General features: G+C 57.3%; 20 protein-coding genes. 10 read left to right on the top strand and 10 right to left on the bottom strand.

Translation table 11 applies throughout. From position 1 onward, the window contains the following. The first annotated feature begins 119 nt into the window (after positions 1 to 119). Both WA302_RS05285 and yccS read left to right on the top strand, forming a co-directional pair. Positions 120 to 572, top strand: a complete 453-nt coding sequence (locus tag WA302_RS05285) for a YccF domain-containing protein (RefSeq protein ID WP_025302313.1) — start codon at positions 120 to 122, stop codon at positions 570 to 572. Between the two features lie 26 nt (positions 573 to 598). Then, positions 599 to 2,734: a YccS family putative transporter gene (yccS, locus tag WA302_RS05280; RefSeq protein WP_149570468.1), complete on the top strand. Its 2,136-nt coding sequence runs from the start codon at positions 599 to 601 to the stop codon at positions 2,732 to 2,734. A 4-nt stretch (positions 2,735 to 2,738) separates the two neighbouring features. Here yccS and WA302_RS05275 read toward each other — a convergent pair whose 3' ends face one another. Next, positions 2,739 to 3,395 carry a TfoX/Sxy family DNA transformation protein gene (locus WA302_RS05275; protein ID WP_025302311.1) on the bottom strand — a complete coding sequence of 219 codons (657 nt, stop codon included), beginning with the start codon at positions 3,393 to 3,395 and terminating at the stop codon, positions 2,739 to 2,741. Between the two features lie 229 nt (positions 3,396 to 3,624). Here WA302_RS05275 and sulA point away from each other — a divergent pair, with 229 nt between their 5' ends. Together sulA and ompA are read left to right on the top strand one after the other, a co-directional pair. Beyond that, positions 3,625 to 4,131: an SOS-induced cell division inhibitor SulA gene (sulA, locus tag WA302_RS05270; RefSeq protein ID WP_025302310.1), complete on the top strand. Its 507-nt coding sequence runs from the start codon at positions 3,625 to 3,627 to the stop codon at positions 4,129 to 4,131. A 356-nt stretch (positions 4,132 to 4,487) separates the two neighbouring features. Beyond that, on the top strand, positions 4,488 to 5,567 hold the full coding sequence (gene ompA / locus WA302_RS05265; protein WP_015377358.1) for a porin OmpA: 1,080 nt from the start codon (positions 4,488 to 4,490) through the stop codon (positions 5,565 to 5,567). Between the two features lie 102 nt (positions 5,568 to 5,669). On the opposite strand, the gene matP is transcribed toward ompA, so the two are convergent. Further along, the gene (gene matP, locus WA302_RS05260; RefSeq protein ID WP_004928138.1) at positions 5,670 to 6,128 is read right to left on the bottom strand and encodes a macrodomain Ter protein MatP; all 459 of its coding nucleotides are present in this window, start codon (positions 6,126 to 6,128) and stop codon (positions 5,670 to 5,672) included. 210 nt (positions 6,129 to 6,338) lie between these two features. Between matP and WA302_RS05255 the strand changes: the two genes are divergently transcribed. From WA302_RS05255 to fabF, 4 genes are all read left to right on the top strand, one after another. Then, a complete protein-coding gene (locus WA302_RS05255) occupies positions 6,339 to 8,087 on the top strand; it encodes an AAA family ATPase (protein ID WP_164099920.1) in 1,749 nt (582 codons plus the stop codon). Positions 8,088 to 8,155: 68 nt separating this feature from the next. Next, positions 8,156 to 8,674, top strand: a complete 519-nt coding sequence (fabA, locus tag WA302_RS05250; RefSeq protein ID WP_004928144.1) for a bifunctional 3-hydroxydecanoyl-ACP dehydratase/trans-2-decenoyl-ACP isomerase — start codon at positions 8,156 to 8,158, stop codon at positions 8,672 to 8,674. Positions 8,675 to 9,076: 402 nt separating this feature from the next. Beyond that, positions 9,077 to 9,604 (top strand): winged helix-turn-helix transcriptional regulator, encoded by a 528-nt coding sequence (locus WA302_RS05245; RefSeq protein WP_025302308.1) that lies wholly within the window; start codon positions 9,077 to 9,079, stop codon positions 9,602 to 9,604. Continuing rightward, complete coding sequence (gene fabF, locus WA302_RS05240) at positions 9,601 to 10,878, top strand: beta-ketoacyl-ACP synthase II (protein ID WP_043137608.1); 1,278 nt, start codon at positions 9,601 to 9,603, stop codon at positions 10,876 to 10,878. The genes WA302_RS05245 and fabF overlap by 4 nt, the downstream gene beginning before the upstream one ends. A gap of 63 nt (positions 10,879 to 10,941) precedes the next feature. Here fabF and rmf read toward each other — a convergent pair whose 3' ends face one another. The 6 genes from rmf to rlmKL all read right to left on the bottom strand — a co-directional run bounded on the left by rmf (position 10,942) and on the right by rlmKL (position 18,999). Next, on the bottom strand, positions 10,942 to 11,112 hold the full coding sequence (gene rmf / locus WA302_RS05235) for a ribosome modulation factor (protein WP_004928150.1): 171 nt from the start codon (positions 11,110 to 11,112) through the stop codon (positions 10,942 to 10,944). Positions 11,113 to 11,382: 270 nt separating this feature from the next. Next, positions 11,383 to 11,943, bottom strand: a complete 561-nt coding sequence (gene pqiC, locus WA302_RS05230; RefSeq protein ID WP_043137613.1) for a membrane integrity-associated transporter subunit PqiC — start codon at positions 11,941 to 11,943, stop codon at positions 11,383 to 11,385. Then, positions 11,940 to 13,586 (bottom strand): intermembrane transport protein PqiB, encoded by a 1,647-nt coding sequence (gene pqiB, locus WA302_RS05225; RefSeq protein WP_025302305.1) that lies wholly within the window; start codon positions 13,584 to 13,586, stop codon positions 11,940 to 11,942. Before pqiB ends, pqiC begins: the two co-directional genes overlap by 4 nt. Continuing rightward, positions 13,573 to 14,889, bottom strand: a complete 1,317-nt coding sequence (gene pqiA, locus WA302_RS05220) for a membrane integrity-associated transporter subunit PqiA (RefSeq protein ID WP_071826107.1) — start codon at positions 14,887 to 14,889, stop codon at positions 13,573 to 13,575. The genes pqiB and pqiA overlap by 14 nt, the downstream gene beginning before the upstream one ends. A 73-nt stretch (positions 14,890 to 14,962) precedes the next feature. Next, positions 14,963 to 16,867 (bottom strand): ABC transporter ATP-binding protein, encoded by a 1,905-nt coding sequence (locus WA302_RS05215; RefSeq protein ID WP_025302303.1) that lies wholly within the window; start codon positions 16,865 to 16,867, stop codon positions 14,963 to 14,965. 5 nt (positions 16,868 to 16,872) lie between these two features. Next, the gene (gene rlmKL, locus WA302_RS05210; protein ID WP_025302302.1) at positions 16,873 to 18,999 is read right to left on the bottom strand and encodes a bifunctional 23S rRNA (guanine(2069)-N(7))-methyltransferase RlmK/23S rRNA (guanine(2445)-N(2))-methyltransferase RlmL; all 2,127 of its coding nucleotides are present in this window, start codon (positions 18,997 to 18,999) and stop codon (positions 16,873 to 16,875) included. 103 nt (positions 19,000 to 19,102) lie between these two features. On the opposite strand from rlmKL, the gene WA302_RS05205 reads away from it, so the two are divergent. Continuing rightward, positions 19,103 to 20,206, top strand: a complete 1,104-nt coding sequence (locus WA302_RS05205; protein ID WP_016928298.1) for a YcbX family protein — start codon at positions 19,103 to 19,105, stop codon at positions 20,204 to 20,206. A gap of 6 nt (positions 20,207 to 20,212) precedes the next feature. On the opposite strand, the gene WA302_RS05200 is transcribed toward WA302_RS05205, so the two are convergent. Both WA302_RS05200 and pyrD read right to left on the bottom strand, forming a co-directional pair. After that, a complete protein-coding gene (locus WA302_RS05200; protein WP_004928171.1) occupies positions 20,213 to 20,761 on the bottom strand; it encodes a cell division protein ZapC in 549 nt (182 codons plus the stop codon). Between the two features lie 176 nt (positions 20,762 to 20,937). Beyond that, on the bottom strand, positions 20,938 to 21,948 hold the full coding sequence (gene pyrD / locus WA302_RS05195) for a quinone-dependent dihydroorotate dehydrogenase (protein ID WP_019454516.1): 1,011 nt from the start codon (positions 21,946 to 21,948) through the stop codon (positions 20,938 to 20,940). Between the two features lie 258 nt (positions 21,949 to 22,206). Here pyrD and ssuE point away from each other — a divergent pair, with 258 nt between their 5' ends. Beyond that, complete coding sequence (gene ssuE, locus WA302_RS05190; protein ID WP_043137622.1) at positions 22,207 to 22,785, top strand: NADPH-dependent FMN reductase; 579 nt, start codon at positions 22,207 to 22,209, stop codon at positions 22,783 to 22,785. The last annotated feature ends 6 nt before the right edge of the window (positions 22,786 to 22,791 follow it).

Here is a 22,791-nt window from a genome sequence, read left to right as displayed (position 1 = left end):
GTTTACCTGCGATAAGCAGTGGCACTCTAGCGCTAAAAAAAGGGTAGAATAGATTTTGCGTTTTTATCGTGAATACGCCCGCATCGCGGTTTGGCTATCATTAGAGCAGAATGACGTCTATGCGTACTGTACTGAATATTCTTAATTTTGTGTTGGGCGGTTTCTTCACCACGCTAGGCTGGCTTATTGCTACGGTGTTCAGCGTGCTGCTTGTCATCACACTGCCGCTTACCCGCTCCTGTTGGGAAATCACCAAGCTGTCGCTGGTGCCGTTCGGCAACGAAGCGATACACGTCGATGAACTGTATCCGGAAAAAAGCAATGCGCTGCTCTCCGCTGGCGGCTCGCTGCTCAACATTATCTGGCTGGTGCTGTTCGGCTGGTGGCTGTGCCTGTCACACATCGCCGCCGGTATCGTGCAATGCGTTTCAATCATCGGCATTCCAGTCGGCATCGCCAATTTCAAAATAGCCGCCATCGCGCTGTGGCCGGTGGGACGCCGCGTCGTCTCGGTAGAAATGGCTCAGCAAGCCCGTATTGAGAATGCTCGCCGCCACTATCAACAGCGTTAATTTTTTCTCCGTTTGAGGAGTTTTTCGTGCGCTCTTTTGCACCCGCAGTTCGTCGTTATACTTACAACAGCAACCTGCTGTATCACTTGCGCATCCTCATTGCGCTGATCGGCACCACCGCCGTTCCCTGGTGGCTCGGCATTCCCAAGCTGACTATCCCGTTAACGCTGGGCGTGGTGGCAGCCGCCCTGACCGATTTGGATGACCGCCTGGCCGGCAGGTTACGCAACCTGCTTATCACGCTGGTGTGCTTCTTTGTTGCCTCCGCCTCGATCGAGCTGCTGTTCCCTTATCCCTGGTTGTTCGCCCTTGGCTTAACCACGTCGACCTGCGGTTTTATCCTGCTCGGCGCCTTGGGGCAGCGTTACGCTACCATCGCCTTCGGCGCGCTGCTGATCGCGGTTTACACCATGCTCGGCACCTCGATGTACGATGCCTGGTATCAGCAACCGCTGCTGCTGGTGATCGGCGCGCTGTGGTACAACCTGCTGACGTTGGCAGGCCACCTGCTGTTCCCGATCCGGCCGCTGCAAGAGAACCTGGCGCGCTGTTACGATCAACTGGCCAACTATCTGGATGCCAAAGCCAATCTGTTCGATCCCGACGCCGAACGCGACGCCGACCTGCCATGGATGGATGTCGCCATGGCCAACAGCGCCTTGGTCGCGTTGCTTAACCAAACCAAAGCCTCGCTGCTGACGCGCCTGAAAGGCGATCGTGGCCAGCGCGGTACCCGCCGCACCTTGCACTACTATTTTGTCGCGCAGGATATCCACGAGCGTGCCAGCTCTTCCCACGTTCAGTACCACGCGCTCAGCCGGCAATTTCGTCACAGCGACATTTTGTTCCGCTTCCAGCGTCTGCTGAGCATGCAGGCACGCGCCTGCCGCCAATTGGCACAATCGATCCTGCTGCGGCAAAAGTACCAGCACAATCCGCGCTTTGAACCGGCTTTCAGCCGCATTCAGGAGGCGTTGGCGCGCATCGCCGAAACCCAGGGCAATAACGAGCAGACCAAGGCGCTGGCGCATCTGTTGAAAAACCTGCATGCGATCGATGCGCAGCTGGCCAATATCGAATCAGAGCAGACGCTGGCCAGCGGGCAAGCGGAAGAGAACAGCCTGGCCGACGACCGCTTAACCGGCTGGAGCGATATTCGGCTGCGCATCAGCCGCCATTTGACGCCTCAGTCGGCCCTGTTCCGCCACGCGATCCGCATGTCGGTGGTGCTGTGCGTGGGTTACGCCTTCATTCAACTCACCGGCATGCAGCACGGTTACTGGATCCTGTTGACCAGCCTGTTCGTCTGTCAACCGAACTACAACGCTACCCGCCGACGCCTGGCGCTACGCATCATCGGTACCCTGGCCGGTATCCTGATCGGCCTGCCAATCCTCTATTTCGTGCCGTCATTGGAAGGGCAACTGGTGTTGATCGTCATCACCGGCGTTCTGTTCTTCGCTTTCCGCACCGTACAATATGCACACGCGACGATGTTCATCACGCTGCTGGTGCTGTTGTGTTTTAACCTGTTGGGCGAAGGATTCGAAGTGGCAGCCCCGCGCGTTTACGATACCTTGCTGGGCTGTGCCATCGCCTGGGCGGCAGTCAGCTTTATCTGGCCGGACTGGAAGTTCCGCCAACTGCCGGCGGTGGTGGATAAAACGCTGAATGCCAACTGCCGTTATCTGGACGCCATTCTGGTGCAATACCACCAGGGTAAGGATAACGGCCTCGCTTACCGCATCGCGCGACGTGATGCCCACAACAGCGATGCCGAACTGGCTTCGGTCATCTCCAACATGTCCGCCGATCCCAAAGCCGACAAAGCGCTGCAGGAAGCCGCCTTCCGCTTGCTCTGTCTGAACCACACGCTCCTGAGCTATATCTCCGCATTGGGGGCGCACCGCGAGCGGCTGAACACCCCGGCCACGCTCGATCTGCTCAATGACGCCGTGTGTTACGTGGACGGCGCCTTGCATCAGGAAGAACGGAACAGCCAGCGCATTGCGCAGGCGTTGGAACAGCTGGCGGAGCGCATCAGCAAAGCCGTTCCGGAACCTGAAAGCAAAGAACAATTGGTCTTGCAGCAGGTGGGATTGGTGCTCGAGCTGCTGCCAGAGCTCACCGCGCTGCATGCCCAAATCAATAAGGCAGCCTAACTATTCAGGGCCCGTTCGATGGGCCCTGAATAACCGGCTCATGCCCATGGCGGCGCATCGCCATCGTATGATCGAACCAACGCACTAGCTCGCTGCGTAATTCGGCCGGCAACGCCGCCTGATGATAACCGGCTATCGCCCCGCCCAGCGACAGAAGCACTCGTAGCCCCAAATTAGTCTGCTGTTTCAATAAACGGAGATAGCTGCGTTTGGCGCCATGCAGCCGCAGGTCATAAGCGTTGCGAATGCCCGCTCGCCACAGCAGACGTTCCATATTAACGTCAATATTCGGCAATGCCTTCAGTCGGCCGTGATCGCCAGCCTTAAGCCGCTGCTCCCGGCGCGCCTCCCTGACAGCCTGCCAGGCCAGCCCCACCAGCTCGTTGCGTTCCCGCCACAGCGACTCGTCAACCCAGTAATAACGCAAAGTGATGGGCGCTCCACGCTTGGAGTAGACCATATTGACCATCCCTCTGGCACGAAAGGCCGGTTCCATGCTCGCCGTAGCCCGCAAGTACAGCTCGCCGTCCGCTATCACCGCAAACATTACCCCCTCGGCCAGCAGGCCGTAGCCACCAAACTGTGACCGTGTTGTGATGGCTCCCAGCGCCGCAAAGCAATTTTTAGCCTGCGCGATTCTTCTCGTCGACATCCTTTTCATAGCGTTCCTCCTTTTTAGGTTCTGGCCGTATTATTTCTCTCATCAATGAAAAAAGTAACGTGAACAACTAATTAGAAAAATACGCACTATCCGCCCGCCTGCCAATCACAAAAATCATCGGTACAAAAAATGATCGCAATTATGCGAGCCGCTACGAAAATTTGGGTTGATCTTATCCTAAATCAGGGATACTGTATAAACATACAGTAACACGACGGGCGGGAACTTTATGCGTACTCAATCACTCTACCAACCTCATTTCGGCCATGGCTCTTATACAGCGCGCAATGTTGCGAAGAACACAGATGTCGGCAAAGAAAATGGCTTGATCAGTGAACTTGTTTACAACGAGCGCCAGCCCGCAGTGGCCCAATTGCTGTTGCCCCTGCTGCAACAACTGGGCAAACAGTCTCGCTGGCTTCTGTGGCTGACGCCGCAGCAAAAATTAAGCAAACAATGGCTGCAGCAATCCGGCCTGCCTGTAGATAAGATGATGCAATTGAGCCAGATCAGCCCGGTGAATACGGTCGAGGCAATGGAAAAAGCGCTGCAAACGGGAAATTACAGCGTGGTTCTCGGCTGGTTGCCTGAGCTAACGGAGGAGGATCGTCTAAAATTAAGACGTGCGGCAGAATTGGGTAATGCCTATGGGTTTATCATGCGGCCTCAACGTGACATTAACCCGACTCACGGACACTGTTCCACCCTAAAAATTCACTCTTCTTTGTATCATTAAGTAAATTTAGGATTTTTCCCATCATTTTCGCACCCCCTAAGCGGAACCTTTGCGTGGGAAGGCACAAAGCTAGTCCGGCTGCGGTTTGGCAAGCAAAAATGCTCGATGAATCGCCGTTTTTTTAGGCAAAGAATGTTAGCAAATATGTACGATTCCGCGTTTTTTTTTAGAGCCTTATCACATCACACTTGTAACTTTCGCGCCACGTTGTAGACTTTACATCGCCAAGGTTGCTCTATAACGTCAGAAAAACTGGCGAGTAACAAACGAGGGCTTAAACCTTGGCGAAGGAATTTAACCAAGGGCTTAAACAGCTTTAAAGCTCATTGCCTATTTGGATGATAACGAGGCGCAAAATGAAAAAGACAGCTATCGCATTAGCAGTGGCACTGGCAGGTTTCGCTACCGTAGCGCAAGCCGCTCCAAAAGATAACACCTGGTACACCGGTGCTAAACTGGGCTGGTCCCAGTACCACGACACTGGTTTCTACGGTAACGGTTACCAGAACGGTATCGGCAACGGCCCAACCCACAAAGATCAGCTGGGTGCCGGCGCGTTCCTGGGCTACCAGGCAAACCAATACCTGGGCTTCGAGCTGGGCTATGACTGGCTCGGCCGCATGCCTTACAAAGGCAGCGTGAACAACGGTGCTTTCAAAGCGCAGGGCGTTCAACTGGCCGCTAAACTGAGCTACCCAATTGCTGACGATCTGGACATCTACACTCGTCTGGGTGGTATGGTATGGCGTGCAGACTCCAAAGCTAACTACGGCCGTACTGGCCAGCGCCTGAGCGACCACGACACCGGCGTTTCTCCGCTGGCTGCTGTTGGTGTTGAATACGCACTGACCAAAAACTGGGCTACTCGCCTGGATTACCAGTTCGTAAGCAACATCGGTGACGCAGGTACCGTTGGCGCACGTCCAGACAACACCATGCTGAGCCTGGGCGTTTCTTACCGCTTCGGTCAGGATGACGTAGTTGCTCCAGCACCAGCTCCAGCTCCAGCTCCAGTTGTTGAAACCAAGCGTTTCACTCTGAAGTCTGACGTGCTGTTCAACTTCAACAAGTCTACTCTGAAAGCAGAAGGCCAGCAGGCTCTGGATCAGCTGTACACCCAGCTGAGCTCCATGGATCCTAAAGACGGTTCTGTAGTTGTTCTGGGTTACACCGACGCTGTTGGTTCTGACCAGTACAACCAGAAACTGTCCGAACAGCGCGCACAAAGCGTTGTTGACTACCTGGTCTCCAAAGGCATCCCGTCAGACAAAATCTCTGCACGTGGTATGGGTGAAGCAGATGCAGTTACTGGCAACACCTGTGGCTACAAATCTGGCCGCGCTACCAAAGCTCAGATCGCTTGCCTGGCACCAGATCGTCGCGTAGAGATCGAAGTTAAAGGTATCAAAGACGTTGTAACTCAGCCTCAGGGCTAAGTTTACTCGCCTAATAAAAAACCCCGCCTAGCGGGGTTTTTTTTCGTCCTATTGTTGCCACAACCTTTCAAGGTCAAACGCCACAAAGGCGCTCTCACGCACTTACTTGGGATCTTTGCCAAGAATCGCCTTCAAGTCTTCTTTCAACGATGACATCTGGTTTGCATACTTTTCTTTGCGTTCAGCGTCTTCGATAAGTTGCACGACGGTTTCCGAAAGCGTAACGCCACGGCGGCGCGCCAGAGCAGCTAATCGTTGCCAAACCAAAAACTCCAGATCGATAGATTTTTTACGCGTATGCTGATGTTCTGCGTTAAAATGACGTTTGCGGCGGGCGCGGATTGTTTGCTTCATCCGGTTATCCAGTTCCGGATTCATATGAGCGGCAATCCATGCAAGTACCTTTACCGGCTCATTTTCCAGCTTCAGCAGCTCGTTAACCGCTTCCTGAGCAGCGCTGTTTTCAATGTAGCGGGTAATAAGCTCCCCTTCCCGGTGCTTCTTCACCAGGTACTTCCATTTCCAACCGCTCTCTAGATTTTCCAGTTGCTGATATTTCATCTTGAGCTCTTCAGTGACCGCGTAACTTCAAATAAGCATAACAGCTTTGCGCCGAATTTCCCCGGCAATTAAGCCGTCTTTTAGACTGTTTTTTGCACAGTCACCGCGTGATGTCAAACTCCCTGATGCCAACTGGCACTCCGCATGTATCAAGCCGCCGTTATTCTTGTATAATCGCCCTTTCCCTTTTTAACGATTGCATCTAACACTTTGACCAATAACCGACTTGAATGGCAATCTTTATTGCCGGACGTAACGCCTTATCAGGCGATATTTGATACCGCCGCTCAGTTGGCACCCGTGCCCTTTTCCGCCATTCAGCCTCGGCTGGAAAATGCCCTGACGCTATTTTGCCACCCTCAATCGCCACCGCGTTTCATGCTGTTGAAAGCGCAAGAAACGCGAGAGTATCTGGAACTGGTTGCTAACGCCGTCAAACCCCTGCTGCCGAAAAACACGGCATGCTGCGGCAGCCACTATGTCATTCACGATGGCAAGGTCAGCGTAGAACCGGCCAGCCGTGGCGATGAACCTTTCGCCGCCGGCGGTGCTTGCCTGTACCAGGAGTGGATTGAACCGGAACAGCTGTTTGGCTGCGTACGGATCCACAATGGCGACATTACCCTACAGCCGGGTCTGGTGCACCAGGCCAACGGCGGCATTCTGATTCTGTCGGCACGTGCGCTGCTTGCTCAGCCGTTACTGTGGCTGCGGCTGAAGCAGATGATCGGCCAGCGTGAGTTCCATTGGGTTTCGCCAGACGAAACCCGCCCGCTGCCGGTAGCCATTCCACCGATGCCGCTGGATCTTCGGCTGATTGTGGTCGGCGATCGTCACAGCCTGGCCGATTTTCACGATATCGAGCCTGAGCTGAGTGAACAAGCGATCTACGGTGAATTCGAAGACGACCTGCAGCTGACTGAAATTGATGATATGACGCAGTGGTGCGGCTACGTCAACGGCGTGATTGCCGACCAGCAGTTGCCGATGCTGGCGACCGACGCCTGGCCGCCGCTGATCGTTCAGGCAGTGCGTTACAGTGGCGACCAGGGCATCCTGCCACTTTCGCCGGTTTGGCTTGGCCAGCAACTGTCCGAAGCCGCACTGTATGCCGAAGAGGACCGCATTACGGCCAAAGCGCTTGAAGCGGCGTTAAATGCCCGCGAATGGCGTGAAAGCTATCTGGCCGAGCGTATGCAGGATGAGATCGAGCTGGGTCAGATCCTGATTGAGACCGAGGGCGAAGTGGTCGGGCAGATCAATGGTCTGTCAGTCCTGGATTATCCGGGCCATCCACGCAGCTTTGGTGAACCGTCGCGCATCAGTTGCGTTGTGCATCTCGGCGACGGCGAGTTCACCGACGTCGAGCGCAAAGCCGAACTGGGCGGCAACCTGCATGCTAAAGGCATGATGATCATGCAGGCGTTCCTGATCGCCGAGCTGGATCTTGATCAGCAACTGCCCTTCTCCGCTTCCATCGTCTTTGAGCAATCGTATGGTGAAGTGGACGGTGACAGCGCCTCGCTGGCTGAGCTGTGCGCATTGATCAGCGCCCTGTCACAGCAACCGATCACCCAGCAGATCGCCGTCACCGGCTCCGTCGACCAATTTGGCAACGTACAGCCGATAGGTGGCGTTAACGAAAAGATCGAAGGTTTCTTCGAGGTTTGTTTACGCCGCGGCCTGACGGGCAAACAGGGTGTCGTCTTGCCCGCAACCAACGTGCGCCACCTGTGCTTGCGCCAGGATATCGTCGACGCGGTACGCGAAGGGCAATTCCATCTGTGGGCGGTAGAGAGCGCGGCGGAAGCCTTGCCTTTACTCACAGGTTGCCTCTACTCTGACGAACAACAGCCGAATTTGTTGGCGACCATTCAGGAACGGATTGCGCAGGTGAGCCTGCAGGAACGCCGCCGTCCGTGGCCGCTACGCTGGCTCAACTGGTTCAACCACGGCTGATCGGACTTGTTCAGCGTACACGTGTTAGCTAACCTGCGTCCTTCATTAAAATAAGGCTTACTGAGAACATGGTAGATAAACGCGATTCCTATACGAAAGAAGACCTCGAAGCATCCGGCCGTGGCGAGCTGTTCGGCGCCGGTGGCCCACCGTTGCCGGCGGGTAACATGTTGATGATGGACCGCGTGGTCAAAATGACCGAAGACGGCGGGACTCACAACAAAGGTTATGTGGAAGCGGAGCTGGATATTAATCCGGACCTATGGTTCTTCGGTTGCCACTTTATCGGTGATCCGGTCATGCCTGGCTGCCTGGGCCTGGATGCGATGTGGCAGCTGGTCGGTTTCTACCTCGGTTGGCTGGGTGGCGAAGGCAAAGGCCGCGCGCTGGGCGTCGGTGAAGTCAAGTTCACCGGCCAGGTGCTGCCAACCGCGAAGAAGGTAACCTATCGTATTAACTTCAAACGCGTCATTACCCGCAAACTGATCATGGGTGTCGCCGATGGCGAAGTGCTGGTTGACGGTGAAGTGATCTATACCGCCACCGATCTGAAAGTGGGCCTGTTCAAAGATACCACCGCATTCTAATCACGCTGGCGAGAAGGCGGCCACTGCCTTCTCTTCTAACTCTCTTCGCATGCCATCACGTCGAAACGTGATGGCATTTCTTTCTCTTACCCTTCCCGGCTTTCAAAGACTATCCGCATCTTCTTTTAGCCGCCGTCGGCGTTATGGAATATCTCATCACGTTGGCATTGATGCTGGGTGTACCTTATTTCATCGCCCTTCACCGAAATGTCTTCCCTCATAGGTCTCTACCCTATTCTTACCCGAAGCGGCCAAAGCAATAGGCAGCCTGAAAGACGGCCTCCCTCACTCCCCGCATCAGTGCAATAGCGCTTTTTTTGCATCCGGTTATTCTCTTGCCCCTCAAGATCCTCTAACATGACTAGCATAGTAACTACAATTATTGTACTTAGTGAGAAAGGTATGCAAAAAACCCGCTTTAGCGATGCACCTTGCCCCGTCGCGCGTTCATTAGATCGCGTCGGGGAATGGTGGAGCATTCTGATCCTGCGTGATGCCTTTCAGGGGTTGTCCAAATTCGACGAATTCCAACAAAGTCTGGGGATGTCACCCACGCTACTGGCGCGTCGCCTGAAGGATTTGGTGGCCCACGGCATTCTGTATAAAGAACGTTATCAAACGCGGCCGGTGCGCTATCACTACCTGCTTACTGAGCGCGGCAACGATTTTCTCCCGGTGTTGGCGGCGCTCTCACAATGGGGCAACAATCATCTGACCGACGGGGACGTCAGCGCCCTGTTGGTCGACGGACGCAACGATCGGCCGATCCAAGTCCAGTTGGTCAATCGTGATACCCAACAGCCGGTGCCGCCGCAGTTCATTACGCTGGCGCCAGGGCCGGCGGCAAGCGATGGCATATATCAACGCGCCGAACTGATGCGGCAGCGGCGCCTCGCCGATTTACCCGAATTTACCAAGGAGCCATCATGAGCAATTGTCGTATCGTCATTACCGGCATGGGCGCCGTTTCACCGCTAGGGTGCGGTGTTGAAGCCATCTGGCAACGTTTGTTAAAAGGAGAATCCGGCATTCGAGCGTTGCCTGACGAGATCGTTGCAGATTTACCGGTCAAGGTCGGAGGACAAGTCCCGGCGCTGGCGCAAGATGCTGAAGCGGGCTTCAACCCCGACGCCTCCGTCGCCCCCAAGGACCAAAAGAAAATGGACCGCTTTATCCTGTTTGCTATGGCGGCGGCGGATGAAGCCATTCGTCAGGCCGGCTGGATAGCCGATACGGACGAAAAACAAGAGCGCACAGCCACCGTCATTGCCTCGGGTATTGGCGGTTTCCCGGCGATTGCCCAGGCGGTGCGCACAACCGACAGCCGCGGCGCCAAACGGCTGTCGCCGTTCACCATCCCCTCATTCCTGGTCAATCTGGCGGCCGGCCACGTTTCAATCAAACACCACTTCAAGGGGCCGATTGGCGCGCCGGTCACCGCCTGTGCCGCCGGCGTGCAAGCCATTGGCGACGCAGTGCGTATGATCCGCAATGATGAAGCCGATATCGCCGTGTGCGGCGGTACCGAAGCCGCTATAGATACCGTCAGCCTGGGCGGGTTCGCCGCCGCGCGCGCCATGTCCACCGCTCCGGCCGAATTGGCGCAACAGGCCTCTCGGCCCTTCGACAGCGCCCGGGACGGATTTGTCATGGGGGAAGGCGCCGGCATGCTGGTGATTGAAACGCTGGAACACGCGCTGGCGCGCGGCGCCACCCCGCTCGCGGAAATCGTCGGCTATGGCACCAGCGCCGACGCCTACCACATGACATCCGGCGCTGAAGACGGCAACGGCGCCTATCGGGCGATGAAAATCGCGTTGAAGCAGGCGAACGTCGTTCCCGAGGAGGTACAGCATTTAAATGCGCACGCGACATCGACACCCGTAGGGGATTTGGGCGAAATCAACGCCATCAAACACCTGTTTGGCACGGCCGGGACTGTCGCCGTGACCTCAACAAAATCAGCGACGGGGCACCTGCTGGGCGCCGCCGGCGGGCTGGAAACCATCTTTACCGCCTTGGCTCTGCGCGATCAGATAGCCCCTGCCACGCTAAATCTGGATAACCCCGATCCGGCGGCGGCAGGCTTGCATCTGGTCGCGAAACAGGCGGAATCGATGAATATGACCTACGCCTTATCAAACGGCTTCGGCTTTGGCGGCGTGAATGCGAGTATTTTGCTGAAGCGCTGGCAGGATAAATAAACGCCTGAAACAAAAACCTCCGCCAAAGGGCGGAGGTTATTCCTTTATTTGACAGGGAGCCGCTTAAGCGGTCACAGCCCTGTCTTCCATGGCTTCTCGCCAACCTCCCAGCCATTGAGACCGGGCGTCCACCGATGATTGGTAGGGACAATGTTCCCTGGAACGCCCTAAAATACCTGCCTGATACCCTCTCGAATGCGCCCTTTCCAGACGATCGCGTTTCTGTCTCTTCATGCCTCGTTTCCCTCATTTTGGTCTGGTGGAAAGAAAACAATGGCTGCTTTTTGCGCAGCCACGAGTAATCAATAGCGCTAAAAGAAGAGAAGATCAATGCGCAAAATTCACGCCAATGTCATATTTGTGAGCTACGCCCGAGGAAAGTGCTAAGTGGCTGATCTGCCGGGGAAGGAGTTAACCAATTGAAATGAAATAGAAATCCCTGCCAGCGAGAAAAAACGAATTTCCACGGCGACAGGGATTAGACGATTTTAGACCAAATTATGACTAAATGCCGCCCATCTGTGCGGCGATAGCCTGGGCTTCCTGCTGCCACCCCTGCGCCAGAGTGCGCACCAGGGCATCATAGCCGTCTTCACCCTGTTTCAGCTCCAGGCTGAAAGGCCGTTTGATCAAGCGCCCCTGGCGGTTCAGCACCCACTCGCCGCGAATGATCGCCTTGCCGTCAAAACGGCCGTGGAAGCCGCTGATGGTCACGTTCAGCACATCCTGATCGCTGCTCATCGGCTGCGAAGAGACCACCCAACCCGGCAGCGCGCTGCTCAGGTTGGTGACCAGCGTTTGCTGCAGCTGCTGGTCAAGCGGGCTGGCCCACAGGTTGTTCTGGGCTATCACATACTGCACGTCGTTGGTCTGATACACCACGCCGCTCTGCGCCAGATAATCCGCCACGCTCACGTGCTCCAGCCACAGCTGGCGCGTGGAGGCGCCGCTGCTGCTGGCCGCGGCCGGCGCGCCCAGCGCCGGCAACTGATAGTAAGTCTTCTGTGGCGAACTGCTGCAGGCGCTAAGCAACAGCGCCAGGGCTACCGGGATCCATTTCATCATTTCGTGGCCTTCTTCGGCTGAGGGTCATTACTGCCGGCGGCTTCAAACACCAGCGCGTTACTCTTCTCATTCAGGGTGCGCAACACCGGTTGCAGCTCACGCAAGACCTGATCGAGGCGCTGCATGTCGCCCACCATCTTGTTGTAAGCCGGCGAACCTGGCTGGAACCCTTTCATGCTGCGGTTCAACTCCAGCAGCGTTTTCTGCATGTCCTGCGGCAGCGCCTGCATCTCTTTGCTGGCGATGATGTCGTTCAACGACTTCATGGTCTGCTGCGTCGACTTCATGGTTTTCTGACTTTCCGCCAGCGTCTTGGTCGCCTCGTTGATCATCGGATTGATCGGCATCGCGTTGATCTTGTCCAGCGTCTGCATCAGTTTCTGCTGGATCTGCGCCAGACCGCCGCTGGTGGTTGGCATCAGCGGATAACCAAACAGCTCGCGCGGCCCTTTCCACGGTTTCTCCTGCGGATAGAAGTCGAGATCGATATACAGCGAACCGGTCAGCAGGTTGGCGGACTTCATCGAGGCGCGCATGCCGCGGGACTCGGCGTCTTTCAAGTGCCCTTCGATATCGAAGTTGCCGCCCAGCTGTTTCTGGAAGCGATCCGGCTCGATGCGGATCAGCACCGGAATGCGGTAATCGTTATCCAGACGCTGCGCCATGCCGTCTTTATAGAACGGTACCTGCGCCACCGTACCCAGACGGATGCCGCGGAACTCGACTGGCGCGCCCGGCTGCAGGCCGCGTACCGAGTCGGAGAAGAACAGCAGGTAATCCTTATGCACGGTATACAGCGAATCCTGCGTGCTGCGCTGGTTGTCGAACAGCTGGTACTCCGCCTTCTCTTTCGCCAGTTCGCCGCGATCCCAGCCGTCCGGCACGTCGAAGCTGACGCCGCCGCTGAACAGCGTGGTCAATGATCCCATCTCTACCCGCATGCCCTGCGCCGACATGTCAAACGCCACGCCGCTGTCTTTCCAGAAGCGCACGTTGGTGGTGACCAACTGATCGTAAGGCGCGGTGATGAACAGCTGATAGCGCATGGCGCGCGCTTTAGGATCGAAATAGCTGGTTTCCACCGACCCGACGCGATAACCGCGGAACAGCACCGGATCGCCGGCGTTAAGCTGGCCTGATTTCTCGCTGTCCAGCACGATACGCAGCCCTTTGGCATCCGGAGAGGCCAGCGGTGGCGCGTCGAGCAGCTGGTAGTTGTCTTTACCGTCTTTGCCCTTGTTGCCCGGCTGCAGTTCGATATAGGCGCCGGAGAGCAGCGTCCCCAACCCGGAAACGCCTTCACGGCCGATCTGCGGCTTCACCACCCAGAAGGCGGAATCCTGGCGCAGCAATTTCTCCATGCCGGAATTAAGACGCGCCTGCACCATCACCTTGCTCAGGTCATCGCTCAACGTGACGGTTTCCACCACGCCGACGTCAACGCTGCGACTTTTGATTTTGGTTTTACCCGCTTCCAGCCCTTCCGCCGTCGTAGTCACCAGCGTCACTACCGGCCCCTGATGGCTAAAGTGGTAAAACAGGATCCAGGCGCCGATCAGCGCGGTCACGATGGGAATGATCCACACCGGCGACCAGCGTTTGATCTTCTCGACGTCCGCGACGCTATGATTATTTTCCGTCACCTTGCGGCTCCTTGTTGATTGTTTCACTTGCGCGATCCCAGGTCAGCCGAGGATCAAATGTCATGGCGGCGAACATGGTGAGGATCACCACCAGCGCGAACAGCACGGCGCCCGTCGCGGGATAAATACTCATCAACTGCCCCATTCGCACCAACGCCGACAACACGGCGATCACAAACACGTCGATCATTGACCAGCGGCCAACGAACTCGACCACTTCATAAATCAGGTGCATGCGCTCGCTGTCGGCGCGCGGTTTCTTCCTGCCGTTGGCGTCCCAACACAGCCAGCCGATCGCCAACATTTTCAGCGACGGCACCATGATACTGGCGATGAAAATCACCATCGCTACCGGATAAGAGCCGTCCCCCCACAGCAGGATCACCCCCGCCATGATGGTGGAGTTCATTTTGTTACCCAGCGCCTCGGTCACCATGATGGGCATCAGGTTGGCCGGAATATACAGCATGATGGAGGTCACCAGCAGCGCCAGCGTCCACTGCAGGCTGTGGCGGCGACGCACGTAGCCCTTGGTGTGGCAGCGCGGGCAGCTCACCTGATCGGCCGGCAGGATCGCCGTGCAGCACGCGCAGGAGCGCACGCCCTGGCGCATGCCGGTGCGTCCTACCGTCAGCGGGCGATCGAGACGCGGTGCCGGTTCGATGTCCTGCCACAGCCAGCGCCGATCCACGCATTGGAAAGCGCGCACCTGCAGCAGGCAGAACAGACAGTAAGGCACGAAGCTGCTGCCGATACCGATATCGCCATAGGCCATCAGCTTGACGAAGCTGACCAGCACCCCGGCGAGGAAAATCTCCACCATGCACCAGGTTTTGAACTGGAACAGCACCCGGGCCATCCACTCTTTCAGTCCCAGCGGCAAACGCACTTTGGCGCACAGCAGGATGATCGCCACCATGCAAAATGCCGGGATCAGCTGCACGAACACCATAAACAAGGTGGCCATGCTGGCGTAGTCTTCCGCCACCATGACTTCCGGGATTTGGATCAGCCGGATTTCGTTGCCGAGGCCGGCGACGCGCATGTTGATAAACGGGAAAATGTTGGCCAGCACCAGCATGAACAAGGCGCTGAGCGCGTAACCGATCGGCCGCTTGCGCGGTTCGTCCCAGCGGGCGCTGAGCGTGGTTTTGCAGCGCGGGCATACCGCTTTGCTGCCATAGGCCAGCGGCGGTAGCGCCACCAACATGTCGCACTGCGGGCACAGCATCAGGTTATCCTGCTGCGCCGCCGAAGGTGCGGAATGACTATGCTGCTGATGATTGTTGTGGGAACACACCATATTCCTCCTCAATAACGTTGCTCACCGGCACGTCGATACCGCCCGCAGCAGCGCGCGGGCGGTATCGCAACGGTCAGCCGTTTTTCATCGCTTCCAGCTCTTCCCAGCGGGCGAAGGCCTGCTCGAGCGCCTGCTCGGCGTTAGCCAACGCCGTCAGCACTTCTTGCGTTTCGCTGTGCGGCCGCGTGAAGAAGTCGGCATCGCTCATCTGCGCCTGCAGCGCTTCGATTTCCGCCTCCAGCTGTTCGAGCCGCTGCGGCAGCTGTTCCAGCTCACGCAGCAGGTTGTAACTCAGCTTGGCCGCTGCTTTCTTCGGCTGTTCGGCCTTTTTCTCCGCCGCCGGTTTGCTCGCGCTCGGCGCCGCCTGACGAATCGGTTTCGCCGTCGCGCGCTGATGATGCGCATCGTAGTAACCGCCGACGAAGGCCTTGATCACGCCATTGCCTTCGAAAATCCAGCACTCGGTCACCGAGTTGTCGACGAACTGACGATCGTGGCTGACCAGCAGCACGGTGCCCTGATAGCCGTCGATCAGCTCTTCCAGCAGCTCCAGCGTTTCGACGTCGAGATCGTTGGTTGGTTCATCGAGGATCAGCAGATTGCTCGGTTTCAGAAACAGCTTAGCCAACAGCAGGCGGTTACGCTCACCGCCCGACAGCGCCTTCACCGGCGTCATCGCACGCTTCGGGTGGAACAGGAAGTCCTGCAGGTAGCCCAAGACGTGGCGAGGGCGGCCGTTGACCATTACTTCCTGTTTGCCTTCCGCCAGGTTGTCCATCACCGTGCGCTCCGGATCGAGATCGGCGCGGTGCTGGTCGAAATAAGCCACTTCCAGCTTGGTGCCGCAGTGCACGCGGCCGCTGTCGGCTTTCAGCTGACCGAGCATCAGTTTCAGCAGCGTGGTTTTGCCACAGCCGTTCGGCCCCACCAGCGCAATCTTGTCGCCGCGCTGCACCTGAGCGGAGAAACCGCGCACCAGCACTTTTTCGCCAACCTGATAATTGACGTCTTCCAGCTCGAATACGATTTTGCCGGAGCGGGTCGCCTCTTCCACCTGCATCTTGGCGGTGCCCATCACTTCACGGCGCTCTGAACGCTCGACGCGCAGCGCCTTCAGCGCACGCACGCGGCCCTCGTTACGGGTACGGCGCGCTTTGATGCCCTGACGGATCCAGACCTCTTCCTGCGCCAGCTTGCGATCGAACTCGGCGTTTTGCAGCTCTTCCACCCGCAGCGCTTCTTCTTTGCTCTGCAGGTACAGATCGTAGTTGCCCGGCCAGGAAACCAGCTTACCGCGATCCAGATCGACGATGCGCGTCGCCATGTTGCGGATAAACGAACGGTCGTGCGAGATGAAGACGATGCTGCCGTCGAACTCTTTCAGGAAACCTTCCAGCCAGTCGATGGTTTCGATATCCAGGTGGTTGGTCGGTTCGTCGAGCAACAATACGCGCGGCGAGCTCACCAGCGCGCGGCCCAGCGCCGCTTTACGCAGCCAGCCGCCGGACAGCGAGGAAAGTTCTGCGTCGCCGTTCAACCCCAGCTGCAGCAGCACTTCGCTGATGCGGCTGTCGAGCTGCCAGAGTCCCTGGTGATCGAGGATCTCCATGATTTGCGCCATGCGCGCCAGGTTTTTCTCGCTCGGATCGCTTTCCACCAGGTGGGAAATCGCATGATACGCCTTCAGGTGTTCTGCCTGCTCCGCAACGCCTTCCGCCACGAAGTCGAACACGCTGCCGCCGATATTGCGCGGCGGATCCTGTTGCAGGCGCGCCACGATCAGATCCTGTTCGTAGATCACCCGGCCGTCATCCAGCGGGATCTCTTTGCCGAGGATCTTCAGCAGCGTAGATTTACCGGCGCCGTTGCGCCCGACCAGACACACGCGCTCGTTGTCTTCGATATGAATTTCGGTGTTGTCTAACAGTGGCGCATCGCTGAAAGAAAGCCAGGCGCCGGACATGCTGATTAACGACATAGTAATTATTTTCCTTCGCCGGCGTGAGTCACCAGCCAGCAGTTGTGGATCTGACGGTTACGGGCAAAGTCCTGCGACAGCGTCTTGGCGGTGATCTCTTTCGCCTCCAGGCCCAGCGCACTCAGCCCTGCCATATCCATTTGGAAACCGCGCTTGTTGTTCGAGAACATGATGGTCCCGTTGCGGCGCAGCAACCGTTTCAAATCTTTCATCAGCGCCAGGTGATCGCGCTGCACGTCAAAGGTGTTCTCCATCCGCTTGGAGTTGGAGAAGGTCGGCGGATCGATGAAGATCACGTCGAACTGTTCGTTGGCGTTGCTCAACCACGACAGGCAGTCGGCCTGGATCAATCGATGCTGACGGCCGGTCAGGCCGTTGGCGCGCAGGTTCTTCTCCGCCCATTCCAGATAGGTGCGCGACATGTCCACCGTGGTGGTGCTGCGCGCGCCGCCCAGCCCGGCATGCACGCTGGCGGTGCCGGTATAGGCGAACAGGTTGAGGAAGTCCTTGCCATTGCTCATCTCGCCCAGCATACGGCGCGCGATGCGGTGATCGAGGAACAAGCCGGTATCGAGATAGTCGGTCAGGTTGACCCACAGCTTGGCGTTATACTCTTCCACCAGCAGGAACTCGCCCTTCTGCGCCAGTTTCTCGTACTGGTTTTTGCCCTTCTGCCGCTCGCGCGTTTTCAGGATCAGCTGATTCGACGGCAGCTCCAGCACCGCCAGCGTCGCGTTGATCACATCGAACAGGCGCTGACGCGCTTTCTGTGCATCGACGGTTTTCGGCGGCGCATACTCCTGCACCACCACCTTGCTGCCGTAGCGGTCCACCGCGACGTTGTATTCTGGCAGATCGGCATCGTACAGGCGGTAGCATTCAATGCCTTGTTGCTTCGCCCACTTGTCGAGCTTCTTCAAATTCTTGCGCAGACGGTTGGCGAAATCTTCCGCCACCTGCACGCCGCCGGTAGCGGCACCGGCCGGGCTTGCCGCCAGCTGATAATTTTTCTGCACGCACTCCAGCGGGCCGTTCTTCGCCTTAAACTGGCGCTCGGCGCGCAGCTGCAGGCAGCTCAACAGCTCCGGCGAGGCGCTGAACAGCGACAGCTGCCAACCGCCGAAGGCGCTTTTCATCACGCGGCCCAGCATGTTGTGCAGCGCAATCAGCGCCGGTTCGCTTTCCAGACGCTCGCCATACGGCGGGTTGCTGATCACGGTACCGTGCGGGCCTTCCGGCAGCGGGTTGGTCAACCGCGCGACGTCGCCGACGTTGAAGGTGATCAGTTCGGCGACGCCGGCGCGGCGGGCGTTGCCGCGCGCCATCTCAATCACCCGGCGATCGATATCGGAACCGAAGAAGCGAGAGGCGGTTTCCTGCAGACCGCGGCGGGCACGAACCTGTGCTTCGGTGGTGACTTCACGCCACAGTTCGGCGTTGTGGCCATTCCAGGCGCTGAATCCCCAGTGTTGACGGTGAAGACCCGGCGCGCGATCGGCGGCGATCATCGCCGCTTCGATCAACAGCGTGCCGGAGCCGCACATCGGATCGAGCATCGGCGTGCCCGGCTGCCAGCCGGAGCGCAGCACGATGGCGGCCGCCAGGTTTTCCTTCAGCGGCGCCTGGCCGGTGAGATCGCGGTAGCCGCGCTGGTGCAGGCCTTCGCCGCTCAGATCGAGCGCCACGCTGGCCATATCGCGTTGCAGGAAGACGTTAACGCGAATATCCGGCTGCTGCTTGGCAACCGTCGGGCGTTGGTCAAGTTTACGGGTGAAGCTGTCGACGATGGCGTCTTTCACCTTCAGCGCGCCATATTGGCTGTTGCGGATCTCTTCGTTCACGCCGCTGAAATGCACGGCAAAAGTTTTATCCACGCCAAAAATGCTCGGCCAGTCGATCGCCTGCACCCCAAGGTACAGATCCAGGTCGCTGTGCACGCGGAATTCGTTCAGCGGCAACAGAATGCGCGAAGCCAGGCGGCTCCACAGCAGGCTTTGGTACAGAAGACGATCGTCACCCTGAAAATGTACCCCGCCCTGCACCACTTTGCAGTCGTGAGCGCCAAGCGCTTCCAGCTCGCTTTTTAACAGTTCTTCCAATCCACGCGCCGTGCTGGCAAACAGAGAGTTCATATCGTACTTATCACCAAAAAGAAAATTGTTGCGCATTATAGCTAATCCGCACCGCTTGTCATAAAGTTGCTCCCTTCTATTTAATCATCGCACGGAGATAAGGGTGATCACGCTTTCCAAACTCTACGTCCATCCGGTTAAATCACTGCGCGGCCTGCAGCTTTCTTACGCCCAGGTCGGCAGCAGCGGTCTGGCCTTCGACCGCAACTTTATGATCACCGAGCCGGACGGCACCTTTATTACCGCGCGCCAATATCCGCAGATGGTGTTGTTCACGCCGGCGCTGTTGCCGGATGGGCTGTTTCTGACCGCGCCGGACGGTGAAAGCGCCGCCATTCGCTTCAGCGACTTCGCCGCCGCGCCGCAGCCGACCGAGGTATGGGGCAACCATTTCACCGCGCTGACTGCGCCAGATGAGATCAACCGCTGGCTGAGCGGCTATTTCCAGCGCGACGTGCAGCTGCGCTGGCTGGGGCCGGAGCTGACCCGCCGGGTCAAGAAACACCCTGAAATCCCGCTGACGTTTGCCGACGGCTACCCTTATCTGCTGATTAACCAGGCTTCGTTCAACGATCTGCAACAGCGCTGCCCCGGCAGCATCAAGCTAGAGCAGTTCCGCCCCAATCTGGTGGTGAGCGGCGCCACCGCCTGGGCCGAAGACGGCTGGCAGGTGATCCGCGTCGGTGACGTGATGTTCGATCTGGTGAAACCCTGCAGCCGCTGCGTGCTTACCACCGTCAGCACCGAGCGTGGCCGCAAGCACCCGAGCGGCGAACCGCTCAGCACGCTGCAAAAATTCCGCTCCGCCGACAACGGCGACATCGATTTTGGCCAGAATATGATCGCGCGCAACAGCGGCATCATTCGCGTGGGCGATACGGTGGAAGTGCTGTCGACCAAGCCGCCGCGCCCTTATGGCGCCGGGAAAGTGGTGGAGAGCGTACAGGCGCCACAAGACAGCGCGCACAGTGTCACGATCGAATATGAAGGCAAGGTGTTTACCGGCAATAACCAGCAGATCCTGCTCGAGCAGTTGGAACAGCAAGGCATCCGCGTACCTTACTCCTGCCGCGCTGGGATTTGCGGCAGCTGCCGCATTACGTTGTTGAGCGGTGAAGTCGCGCCCCTGAAGAAAAGCGCGCTGGGCGACAACGGCACCATCCTGTGCTGCAGCTGCATCCCGAAAAGTGATTTGACGTTGGCGTAATCCGCCTTATACCGCCCTGTCGTAAGCCGGGGCGGCGCTTTCATCCTGCGCGCAGGGTTTCAGCCGATCGTGCATCACCTTGATGGCGTCACCCAATACCATGGTACGGCCAGCGACCGTCAGCTGATTTTGCGCCAGCAGGCACAGGCTGGCGTTATCCCCGGCCTCCACCACCAGCAGGCGCGCTTCCGCGCCGCTCTCCATCACTTTCACCGCCGCCAGCTCGCCATTTTTCGGCTGCAGCGGGTAATGCTGCTGCGAGAAATGCCAGCTCTTTGGCATCAGCGGTTTCAGGAAGCGATAGGCGACCAGCGCATTCAACACCAGCTCGGCGCGCTGTTCATGGCTCAGCTTGACCTGCTTGCACTGTTCTTCATAGGTGAAATAAAGGGCGGCGTCATCCACGCAAAAAGCGCATTCATCAAAGGCGTCCGGCGTTAACATTTTGGCCGGGAAACGTGAACGAAAGATCATACCATTAGCTAAATCCAGCATTAGCCGATCGTGTTCGGCATCAAAATACCAACGCCAATTATCGTCAGGTTTTATCTTCATTTCGTATCCTTCTCGCTGCCTATGCCAATGCCGCACTCACCCTAAAAGGCGATTTTATCACCGATAAAATAGCTTAAACATCGGATAATTCCGCGAACGATATTTATGCTAACGAACAAAATATAGACGAGCCGGGGGCAGAAATAAACCCCCGGAATAAAATGAGAGGAAAAATATTAGATATGGGTAACGATATCTTTAATCAAACGCGGGCCGTGATAGATAAATCCGGAATAAATTTGCAGCAGGCTCGCGCCGGCCTCCATTTTTTCGCGCGCCGCCGTCAGCGAATCAATGCCGCCCACGCCGATAATCGGCAAGCGCCCCTGCAGTTCGGTGGAGAGGCGACGGATCACTTCGGTGCTGCGTGATTGCAACGGACGCCCGCTTAACCCACCCGCTTGTTCGCAGTAATTCAGCCCTTGGATCAATTTTCGATCCAACGTGGTATTGGTGGCGATCACGCCATCGATATTATGCCGCACCAGGCTATCGGCAATTTGGATCAATTCTTCTTCAGAAAGATCCGGCGCGATCTTTACCGCTACCGGCACATATTTGTGATGGCGCGCATGTAATTCCTGCTGCTTATTTTTAATCGCAGCCAAAAGATCGTCCAACGCTTCGCCATACTGTAAGGATCGTAACCCCGGCGTATTCGGTGAAGAGATGTTAATCGCGATATATCCGGCATACGGATAAACTTTATCCATGCAGATCAAATAATCGTCTTTTCCCTGCTCGACCGGCGTGTCTTTATTCTTGCCGATATTGATCCCAAGAATGCCGCCGAAATGGGATTTCTTAACGTTTTCAACCAGATTGTCCACGCCATGGTTATTGAACCCCATACGGTTAATCAGGCCTTCCGCCTCAACCACGCGGAACAAGCGCGGCTTGTCGTTGCCCGGTTGCGGACGCGGCGTCACGGTGCCGACTTCCACATGGCCGAAGCCCATCGCGCCGAACGCATCGATGCATTCGCCGTTTTTATCCAGACCGGCGGCCAATCCCAGCGGGTTTTTAAACGACAGCCCCATGCAGCTGACCGGTTTGGTCGGCACGGACTGACGGACAAGAAACGCTAATGGGGTGCCGGTAATACGGCTGAGCTGACGAAAGGTCACTTCGTGCGCGCGCTCCGGATCGAGCTGGAACAACGCTTTCCTGATGAGGGGGTAGTACATGGACTCTCCTGATTTCCCGGTTGCAAACCGGGGGCGTATTATCCGGTATCCCCCGCCTAATTGGAATTGATTAAAGGCAAAAAAAGCCGTTTTTACGCAATCGTTTTCCCACTTCACCGCCAAATCGGCGCCAATCCGCTTTTGCGCATATCCAAATCACAAAATGAGATTTAAACAACGCGCCCGGTTGCTGGTAGGTTTAAAACACTTCCCATTGATTTTCTAATTAAACCTAACTTTTAGTTATAAGGAGTGGCAATGCGCGTTATATCACTGGCCGGTAGCCCACGTATCCCATCACGTTCCGCCGCGCTGCTCTCGCTGAGTCAGAACTGGCTGCGGCAGCAAGGGGTGGAAGTGACGGCCTATACCCTGCACGACTTTGACGCCGAAGACCTGCTGTACGCCAACTTCAACAGTCCGGCGATCAAGGCGTTTGCCGAGCAGCTGGCGCAGGCCGACGGCCTGCTGATTTCCACGCCGGTTTATAAAGCGTCGTTCTCCGGCGCGCTGAAAACCCTGCTGGACCTGCTGCCGGAACGCGCGCTGGATCATAAGGTGGTGCTGCCGCTGGCGACCGGCGGTTCCGTCGGCCACATGCTGGCGGTGGACTATGCGCTGAAACCGGTGCTGGCGGCGCTGAAAGCGCAAGAGGTGCTGCACGGCGTGTTCGCCGACGACAGCCAGATCCAACTGACCGGCGAAAGCGCCACGCTCACCGACGCCGTGGCCGCCCGGTTGGAAGAGGCGCTCGCCAGTTTCTATTTGGCGCTTGGCCGCCGCAAACCGCCCGCGCTGCGCGTCGCCTCGCCGCTGACGGCGCGTCAAACCGCCTGACATGCC

Origin of the sequence: Serratia sp. 201, assembly GCF_037027545.1 — a bacterium.
Lineage (GTDB): Bacteria > Pseudomonadota > Gammaproteobacteria > Enterobacterales > Enterobacteriaceae > Serratia > Serratia bockelmannii.
The sequence above is the reverse complement of the archived record's forward strand: the minus strand, read 5'-3'. Positions and strand labels throughout refer to the sequence as shown.

What these genes read in the sequence shown, in the direction of transcription:
- fabF (WP_043137608.1), top strand. Translation starts at nt 9,601, where the DNA reads ATGAGCAATTGTCGTATCGTCATTACCGGCATGGGCGCCGTTTCACCG.
- pqiA (WP_071826107.1), bottom strand. Translation starts at nt 14,889, where the DNA reads ATGGTGTGTTCCCACAACAATCATCAGCAGCATAGTCATTCCGCACCT.
- rlmKL (WP_025302302.1), bottom strand. Translation starts at nt 18,999, where the DNA reads ATGAACTCTCTGTTTGCCAGCACGGCGCGTGGATTGGAAGAACTGTTA.
- matP (WP_004928138.1), bottom strand. Translation starts at nt 6,128, where the DNA reads ATGAAATATCAGCAACTGGAAAATCTAGAGAGCGGTTGGAAATGGAAG.
- sulA (WP_025302310.1), top strand. Translation starts at nt 3,625, where the DNA reads ATGCGTACTCAATCACTCTACCAACCTCATTTCGGCCATGGCTCTTAT.
- rmf (WP_004928150.1), bottom strand. Translation starts at nt 11,112, where the DNA reads ATGAAGAGACAGAAACGCGATCGTCTGGAAAGGGCGCATTCGAGAGGG.
- WA302_RS05200 (WP_004928171.1), bottom strand. Translation starts at nt 20,761, where the DNA reads ATGAAGATAAAACCTGACGATAATTGGCGTTGGTATTTTGATGCCGAA.
- pyrD (WP_019454516.1), bottom strand. Translation starts at nt 21,948, where the DNA reads ATGTACTACCCCCTCATCAGGAAAGCGTTGTTCCAGCTCGATCCGGAG.
- ssuE (WP_043137622.1), top strand. Translation starts at nt 22,207, where the DNA reads ATGCGCGTTATATCACTGGCCGGTAGCCCACGTATCCCATCACGTTCC.
- WA302_RS05285 (WP_025302313.1), top strand. Translation starts at nt 120, where the DNA reads ATGCGTACTGTACTGAATATTCTTAATTTTGTGTTGGGCGGTTTCTTC.
- WA302_RS05215 (WP_025302303.1), bottom strand. Translation starts at nt 16,867, where the DNA reads ATGTCGTTAATCAGCATGTCCGGCGCCTGGCTTTCTTTCAGCGATGCG.
- fabA (WP_004928144.1), top strand. Translation starts at nt 8,156, where the DNA reads ATGGTAGATAAACGCGATTCCTATACGAAAGAAGACCTCGAAGCATCC.
- WA302_RS05245 (WP_025302308.1), top strand. Translation starts at nt 9,077, where the DNA reads ATGCAAAAAACCCGCTTTAGCGATGCACCTTGCCCCGTCGCGCGTTCA.
- pqiC (WP_043137613.1), bottom strand. Translation starts at nt 11,943, where the DNA reads ATGATGAAATGGATCCCGGTAGCCCTGGCGCTGTTGCTTAGCGCCTGC.
- WA302_RS05275 (WP_025302311.1), bottom strand. Translation starts at nt 3,395, where the DNA reads ATGAAAAGGATGTCGACGAGAAGAATCGCGCAGGCTAAAAATTGCTTT.
- ompA (WP_015377358.1), top strand. Translation starts at nt 4,488, where the DNA reads ATGAAAAAGACAGCTATCGCATTAGCAGTGGCACTGGCAGGTTTCGCT.